The organism is Achromobacter sp. (genome assembly GCF_049647645.1).
Classification (GTDB): domain Bacteria; phylum Pseudomonadota; class Gammaproteobacteria; order Burkholderiales; family Burkholderiaceae_B; genus Achromobacter.
The window spans coordinates 1-7,004 of record NZ_JBARYB010000273.1 but is presented as its reverse complement, the minus strand read 5'-3'; the positions used below and the strand labels follow the sequence as shown (position 1 = coordinate 7,004).

Here is a 7,004-nt window from a genome sequence, read left to right as displayed (position 1 = left end):
TGCGTGGCCGTGGCCAGCGCCCGGGCGCTACGCGCGGCGGTGGATCTGGTCGTGGCCGTGGTGCGTCCCGGCAGCGCCGTATTGGCCGGATTGCTGCAGGCGGAAGATTGCCGGGTGCTGGAGACGGACCGGGCGGGCGAGGGCATGGGGGCCAGCCTGGCCGCCGCGGCGCAGTATCTGCAGGGCTTGCCCGGCACGCCCGCAGCCGTGCTGGTCGCGCTGGCCGACATGCCCTGGATCCGACGGACAAGCTTGGAGAGCGTGCTGGACGCGCTGCGCCACGCGCCTATGGCCGCGCCCTCGTACCAAGGGCAGCGCGGCCACCCGGTGGGATTCCGCGTGGAACTGCTGCCGCAGCTGGCGGCCTTGAGCGGCGATGAAGGCGCGCGGCGGCTGCTCAAGCAGCCCGGCCTGCAACTGGTGCCGGTGGCTGATCCCGGCGTGTTGCGCGATGTAGACACCCCATCCGATCTGGAAAGCGCCGGCTGAACGCCGCCCGCTGGCCAGGCCGCTGCGGCGGCCTTTTTTTGCGCCTCGGGATTTCCCTAATTTGTCAGTACGCTGATTATAAAGTCAGTATACTGACGTAAATTCGGAAGCCCTCGCAGGACTTCTCCCTATGGGAAAGCGGCTGCGCGCGATTCCGGTATTTCCGATCTAATAGTCAGTGTACTGATAAACAATGCTGACGCGCCGTGGCAGGACAGGGTCCTGGCCACCAAACTGGGAGTAGGGGAATGAGCAAAGTACGCAAGATCGCGTTTGAGGAGCACTACACCGCGGTCGGATTCAAGGACTATTCGAAGAGCTTCGCGCAGCACATCGATCCCGCCGTGCTGGCCGACCTGGCCGCGCGCCTGGTGGACTTCGACGAGGTCCGGTTGGGCGAAATGGACCGCGGCGGCATCGACTACGTGATCCTGTCGCAGACCGGACCCGGTGTGCAGGCCGAAGCCGATGCCGCCGTCGCGCTGCGCCGCGCCAAGGAGAACAACGATTTCCTGGTCGAGCAGGTAGCTCGGCACCCGACGCGCTACGGCGCCTTCGCCACGGTGCCGATGCATGATCCGCTGGTCGCCGCCGCCGAACTGGAACGCTGCGTCAAGCAGCTGGGCTTCAAGGGCGCCCTGATCAACGGCCACACCAATGGCGTGTACTACGACGGCCGCGCCTACGATCCGTTCTGGGAAAAGGTGCAGGAACTGGACGTGCCCGTCTATCTGCATCCGTCCGATCCCCACGTCATTCCGCAGGCCTACTCGGGCCATCCCGAACTGGTGGGCGCGTGCTGGGGCTGGGGCGTGGAAACCGCCACCCATGCGCTGCGCCTGCTGTTTGGCGGCGTGTTCGACCGTTATCCCGGCGTCAAGCTGATTCTCGGCCACATGGGCGAGGGCCTGCCGTTCCTGCGCTGGCGCTTCGACAGCCGCTTTGCGGTGTATTCGCACGGCATCAAGCTGGCGCGCGCGCCTTCGGAATACCTGGGCAGCAACATCCTCATTACCACGTCGGGCGTCTGTTCACCTCCCACGCTGATGGCCGCCATTGCAGAAATGGGCCGCGAGGCGGTGATGTTCTCGGTGGATTATCCCTACGAATCGACCGCGCTGGCGGTGGAATTCATCGAGCAGACGCCGATGGACGACGCGACCCGCGAATTGATCTGCAGCGGCAACGCGCGGCGCCTGTTCAAACTCTGAGCCCAGCCTGGGAGACTGACATGAGCAACTTCCTGTATGGCGGCAACGTGCACGCCAACGGTATCCGCCAGCACTACCTGCGCTATGGCGGCGAACGCGGCGCGGGGCGCGATCCGGTCATCATCGTGCCGGGCATCACCAGCCCGGCCATCACCTGGGGCTTCGTCGGCGAGCGCTTCGGCCAGTCCTTCGACACCTACGTGCTGGACGTGCGCGGCCGCGGCCTGTCGGAAGCCGGCGCGGGACTGGACTACAGCCTCGACGCGCAGGCCGCCGATGTGCTGGCCTTCGCCGAGGCGCTGGGCCTGGCGCGTTACAGCGTGGTCGGCCATTCGATGGGCGGACGCATCGGCGTGCGCGCCGGGCGCGGCAAGCCTGCCGGCCTGGGCCGCCTGGTCCTGGTGGACCCGCCGGTGTCCGGCCCCGGCCGCCGGCCGTATCCGGCCAAGCTGCCCTGGTACGTCGATTCCATGGCCCAGGCGCGCCACGGCATGGATGCCGAAGCCATGCGCGCGTTCTGCCCGACCTGGACCGAAGAGCAGCGCCAGTTGCGCGCCGAATGGCTGCACACCTGCGACGAGCGCGCCATCATCCAGAGCTTCGATGCCTTCCAGAGCGACGACATCCACGCCGACCTGCCGCTGCTGCACGCGCCGGTCCTGCTGATCACGGCGGAGCGGGGCGACGTGGTGCTGGACGCCGACGTGAGCGAGATCCAGCGGCTGGCGCCCGGCACGCAGCATTACCGCGTGCCTGCCGCCGGCCACATGATCCCGTGGGACAACGAAGAAGGCTTCTATGCGGCCTTCGGCGACTTCCTGGGCGCGCCGCTGGCGCGCGCATGAAGCGCGGCACCGACTAGCAAGGAGGGCATCATGCCTATAAGCGATTATGAAATGGTGAAGGCCTGGCAGCAGGTGCTGACCCTGTCCAAGCTGCAAGCGGGGCAGACCGTCACGGTGCTGACCAGCGCGGCGACCCACCCGCAAACCTTGGCCACGGCGCTGATCGCGGCGCAAGCCATGGGCGCCATCGTCAACCGCCTGGATCTGCCGCCCATCAACGGCGAGCGGGCGTTGAGCCGGGATTCGCTGGCCTACCTGGGCACTACCCCGCTGACCGGCAACAAGGCCGCGATCGCGGCGCTGAAGGAAAGCGATCTGGTGCTGGACCTGATGACGCTGCTGTTCTCGCCGGAGCAGCACGAGATCCTGGCCACGGGCACCAAGATCCTGCTGGCGGTGGAGCCGCCCGAAGTGCTGGCGCGGTTGGTGCCGACCGAGGCCGATCGCGCTCGGGTCAAGGCGGCCGCCGCGCGCATAGGCGCGGCGCGTGAGATGAGCGTGGTTTCGGAAGCGGGCACGGACCTGCGCTGCCCGCTGGGCGAGTTCCCGGCCATCAGCGAATACGGTTTCGTCGACGAGCCGGGCCGCTGGGACCATTGGCCCAGCGGTTTCGTACTGACCTGGCCGAACGAAGGCGGCGCTACTGGCAAGATCGTGATCGACGTGGGCGACATCCTGCTGCCGCAGAAGCTCTACGTGCGCTCGGCCATCGAACTGACGGTCGAAAACGGCTACGCCACGCGCATCGAGGGCGGCGTGGACGCGGAACTGCTGCGCGAGTACGTGGCCTCGTTCAAGGATCCGGAAGCCTACGCGATCTCGCACATAGGCTGGGGCTTGCAGCCGCGCGCGCACTGGACCACCCTGGGCCTGTACGACCGCGAAGCCACCATAGGCATGGACGCGCGAGCCTACGAGGGCAATTTCCTGTTCTCGCTGGGTCCCAACAACGAGGCCGGCGGCAAGCGCACCACCACCTGCCACATCGACATCCCGCTGCGTGCCTGCACCGTGCGGCTGGACGGGGAAGACATGGTGCGCGGAGGCCGTGTGCTGGACGGCGGCGGCCCCCAGGCCTAGGCCGGCAATCATCGCTCAAGGAGTTCGATACATGAATGACGATATCTCGGCCTACGAACGTCAGGGCTTCGGCGCTTCGATGGCGCCCAAGGCGCCCTATGGCCTGCTGATCGTGGACCTGGTCAACGGCTTCGCCGATCCGGCGGTGTTCGGCGGCGGCAACATTCCCCAGGCCATCGAGCAGACGACCGGTCTGCTGGCGCATGCGCGCAAGCAAGGCTGGCCGGTGGCGCACAGCCGCATCGTGTTCGCCGACGACGACGCCGACCACAACATCTTCACGCTGAAGGTGCCAGGGATGCTGACCCTGAAGGAAGCGGACCACAATAGCGCCATCGTGCCGCAGCTCGCGCCCGCGGCCGGCGAACTGGTGGTGCGCAAGACGGTGCCTTCGGCGTTCTTCGGCACCAGCCTGGCGGCCTGGCTGTCGCAACGCGGCGTGCAGACGCTGCTGGTGGCGGGCGCGGTCACCAGCGGCTGCGTGCGGGCCAGCGTGGTGGACGCCATGCAGTACGGCTTCCGGCCGCTGGTGGTGTCGGACTGCGTGGGCGACCGCGCCATCGGCCCGCATGACGCCAATCTGTTCGACATGCAGCAGAAGTACGCCACCGTGATGACGCGCGACGAGGCCGTGCGCGCCACGCAGGCCTGAACCGGCGCCTGGCGCATGCATAAAAAAAGGGTTGCGCCGCTAGCGGCGCAACCCTTTTTCATTGACGGCCCTGCTGCTAGACGGGATAGACCAGGTCGTTGGCCAGGATGGTGGTGTCATACACCACCTGCCGTTCCTTCAGCTTGAGCACGCCGTCCTGCCGCGTATGGCGGTCGTAGTAGGTGCCTGCCAGATGCAGCGTGGTGGGGCCTTCCACCAGGGTCTGCATCAGCATGAACGCGGCCTGGGACTCGATCTCGCCGTCGGCGGATTCGCTGATGACGCGGGTATTGCTGACCAGGTGCAGCATGTAGCGCGGGGCGAACATCTGGGTGCGCGAGATGGCCACGGCGCGGTCGTGCATCATGGCGCGGCCTTCGGAGTACACCAGGCCGACGGGCAGGCCCAGCTCGGCGTTTTCGCGCGCGGTGACGCGGTACAGGCCGTCTTCGGTGAAGAAGTCCGGCCAGGCCTCGACCTGGCCCGCGTCCAGGGCGGCGCAATAGTCGGCGTGGAATTCCTCGATCTCCAGTCGCAGCGCGACGGCGCGCGCGGGATCGATCTTGCGGGGGGAATATTCGAATCGGGTTCTCATGTGTCTATGTTCCTGCCTCAGAAGCCCATCACGCCGCGGTAATAGCTGTACATGGAGCGGATCGCGGCTTCCGAGATCAGCGTGTTGGAGGTGCCTTGCTTGCCGGATTCCAGCTTCAGCACGTTGACGTCGGTGCTGGCGCGGCGCACGCCTTCCTGCACGAATTTCATGGCCTCGTTGTCCTCCAGGCCGAGGAAGCCTGCCGGGCCCATCAGATTGCCCTGGCGCAGGCGGTGGCGCTCCATCTCGGGCGTGTCGTCCTCGTAGCCGAACATGGTCCATTGCATGATCATGCTGTCGGGCCCGTTGGGCACGATCTGGCGCACGCCCAGCGTGTTCATTTCGCGCTGCACGATCAGGTTGGGCCACACCGTCTGCATGGTGACGGACCAGGGCGAATCGAACTCCTTGACGAATTCCAGGAAACGGTCGTCCTGCAGGTGCAGGCCGTCGTGGAAGGAGCGCATTTCCTTCTTGTTCTCTTCGCTGACGCTGGCGTACTTGTCCTCGCTCTTGGCCGAGGCCATGGTGCCGTGGCGGCCATGCACCGGATCGACCAGCATGGCGGACTTGTTGCCGGCCACCAGCAGGCCGAACACCACCAGGAAGGAATGCAGCAGGGTCGCGTGGTACGGATCCTTCAGGTTCTCGTGGTACATCTTCCAGTTGCACGGCAGCTCGTTGCGGTAGTAGCCGTGGATCTTGAGCTTCTTGCCCGGGAAGACGGTGTCGAAATCGGCCAGGATCTCGGGCGTCAGGTATTCCTCGATGGGTTCGACCTCATCGCTGTAGGACGCGAAGATGACGCCGTTGCGCGTGGTGACGCGCAGCTTGCGCAGGCCATGCTCTTCGTTCTTGAAGTCCTTGGGCATGCCGCCTTCGCGGTTCACGCCGCGCTTGAAGGGAATGCCCTGCAGATTTCCCTTCAGGTCGTAGGACCACTGGTGGTAAGGGCAGACGAATTCCTTGGCGTTGCCTTGGCTGTTGCGGCAGAACTCCGCGCCGCGGTGGGCGCAGCGATTTTCGAAGACATTGACCGAACCGTCTTCGGCGCGCGACACCACCACTGGGGTCGGCCCCACATACGACCGCTTATAGTCGCCCGGATTCGGCAGTTCGGCTTCCAGGGCCACGTAGTTCCAGGTCTTGCCGCGGAAGATCTTTTCCACTTCCTGGTCGTAGACGGCGCGGCTGGTGTAGACCCAGTCCGGAATGTAGTGCAGCGCGTCTTCCGGCCAGACACAGTCGGCCAGCGCGGCGTCCTTGGACGCCACCGTAAGGCCGATGACGGTTTGCGATTGATACATGAAAAGCTCCTGTCGATGCGGGGGCGGTATGGGTGGGATTCAGGATGCGGCGGCGTTCTGCTGGCAGGCTTTCACCAGCGGCTTGAGCGCCACGGTCTCGTCGGCGTAGCGCTCGGGGTCGATGGCGATGCCCTGTTCGAACAGCACGCGCAACTGGCGCAGATCGCCGCCTGCGTTGATGGCGATGGCATGCACCGGCACGCCGTCGCGGTGGCCGAGCCAGATGAACTTGGGCGCCTCGGCCTGAGCTTGCGGCACGCCGCGGCAGGCATAGACGAGGTCCGGCTGGGGCAGGCCCAGCATCTGCACGTTGCAGCCGTATTGGTCGGTCCAGAACCAGGGGTAAGGCTCGGCGGGAGCGGGCTGGTCCAGCATGCCGGCCGCGGCCGCGCGCGCCTGCTCATTGGCGTTTTGCCAGGACTCCAGCCGCAGCGCCATGTTCAGGTGGCGGCGGTGCTGGCTGGCGCAATCGCCGGCAGCGTAAATATAGGGATCGCTGCTGCGGCAGGCGGCGTCCACCGCGATGCCGCCATTGGCGGGGTCCAGCGCCAGGCCGGCCTGGGCGGCCAGGGAGACTTCCGGCACCAGGCCAATGGCCACCACTGCGACGTCGGCTTCTATCGTGGCGCCATCCTGCAGTTCTATCGTGAAACGGGCCTGATGCCGGACCGCGGCGTCCGCATGAGGTTGCCAGTCGCTGCGGGCGATCCGCGCGCCCAGGCGCAGGTCCACGCCCGCATGGCGGGCGCGTTCGGCCAGCCAATCCGACAGCGCCGGGGGCAGCACGCGTTCCAGCAGGCGCGGCGCGCTTTCCAGGACAGTGAC

The 7,004-nt window shown here is 66.4% G+C and carries 8 protein-coding genes; 5 read left to right on the top strand and 3 right to left on the bottom strand.

Features of this window, described 5'->3' with window-relative positions; all coding sequences use genetic code 11:
- From WBB14_RS31430 to WBB14_RS31410, 5 genes are all read left to right on the top strand, one after another.
- A partial coding sequence (locus WBB14_RS31430; protein ID WP_424243249.1) for a nucleotidyltransferase family protein occupies window positions 1–489 on the top strand: 489 nt, incomplete at its 5' end.
- A gap of 248 nt (window positions 490–737) precedes the next feature.
- Entirely contained in the window at window positions 738–1,700 is a 963-nt protein-coding gene (locus WBB14_RS31425) for an amidohydrolase family protein (protein WP_424243248.1), read from the top strand.
- 20 nt (window positions 1,701–1,720) lie between these two features.
- Window positions 1,721–2,545 (top strand): alpha/beta fold hydrolase, encoded by an 825-nt coding sequence (locus WBB14_RS31420; RefSeq protein ID WP_424243247.1) that lies wholly within the window; start codon window positions 1,721–1,723, stop codon window positions 2,543–2,545.
- A gap of 30 nt (window positions 2,546–2,575) precedes the next feature.
- A complete protein-coding gene (locus WBB14_RS31415; RefSeq protein ID WP_424243246.1) occupies window positions 2,576–3,625 on the top strand; it encodes a 2,5-dihydroxypyridine 5,6-dioxygenase in 1,050 nt (349 codons plus the stop codon).
- Between the two features lie 31 nt (window positions 3,626–3,656).
- On the top strand, window positions 3,657–4,277 hold the full coding sequence (locus tag WBB14_RS31410; protein ID WP_424243245.1) for an N-carbamoylsarcosine amidohydrolase: 621 nt from the start codon (window positions 3,657–3,659) through the stop codon (window positions 4,275–4,277).
- A 76-nt stretch (window positions 4,278–4,353) separates the two neighbouring features.
- Here the strand turns inward: WBB14_RS31410 and WBB14_RS31405 are convergent, their stop codons facing one another.
- The 3 genes from WBB14_RS31405 to WBB14_RS31395 form a co-directional block, all read right to left on the bottom strand.
- Entirely contained in the window at window positions 4,354–4,872 is a 519-nt protein-coding gene (locus tag WBB14_RS31405) for an aromatic-ring-hydroxylating dioxygenase subunit beta (protein WP_424243244.1), read from the bottom strand.
- Window positions 4,873–4,889: 17 nt separating this feature from the next.
- Entirely contained in the window at window positions 4,890–6,179 is a 1,290-nt protein-coding gene (locus tag WBB14_RS31400) for an aromatic ring-hydroxylating dioxygenase subunit alpha (RefSeq protein WP_207466861.1), read from the bottom strand.
- A 39-nt stretch (window positions 6,180–6,218) separates the two neighbouring features.
- The coding region (locus WBB14_RS31395; protein ID WP_424243243.1) for an FAD-dependent oxidoreductase at window positions 6,219–7,004 on the bottom strand (786 nt) is incomplete at its 5' end.